The following is a 237-nucleotide window of genomic DNA, read 5'->3' on the forward strand; positions in this document are numbered from 1 at the left end:
CAGAGCGGGCAGCTCAGCTCGCTGGGCGCCTGGGAGCTCAAGGGCGCCCGGCTGGCCGTCGACGAGTGGAACGCCGCGGGTGGCATCAACGGCCGGCAGGTCCAGCTGGACGTCTTCGACGACCAGGGTGACCCGACGACCGGTACGAACCTGGCTCGCAAGATCGACAGTGAGGGTTACCTCGCGATGATCGGTACTGCGGAGAGCGCGGTGACGATCGCGATGGCGCCGATCCTG

The 237-nt window shown here is 68.4% G+C and carries 1 protein-coding gene; it reads left to right on the forward strand.

What is annotated here, in order from left to right; genetic code table 11:
• The coding region (locus ADL15_RS24905; protein ID WP_157441590.1) for an ABC transporter substrate-binding protein at positions 1 to 237 on the forward strand (237 nt) is incomplete at both ends.

It is taken from the genome of Actinoplanes awajinensis subsp. mycoplanecinus (assembly GCF_001509495.1).
GTDB lineage: Bacteria > Actinomycetota > Actinomycetes > Mycobacteriales > Micromonosporaceae > Actinoplanes > Actinoplanes palleronii.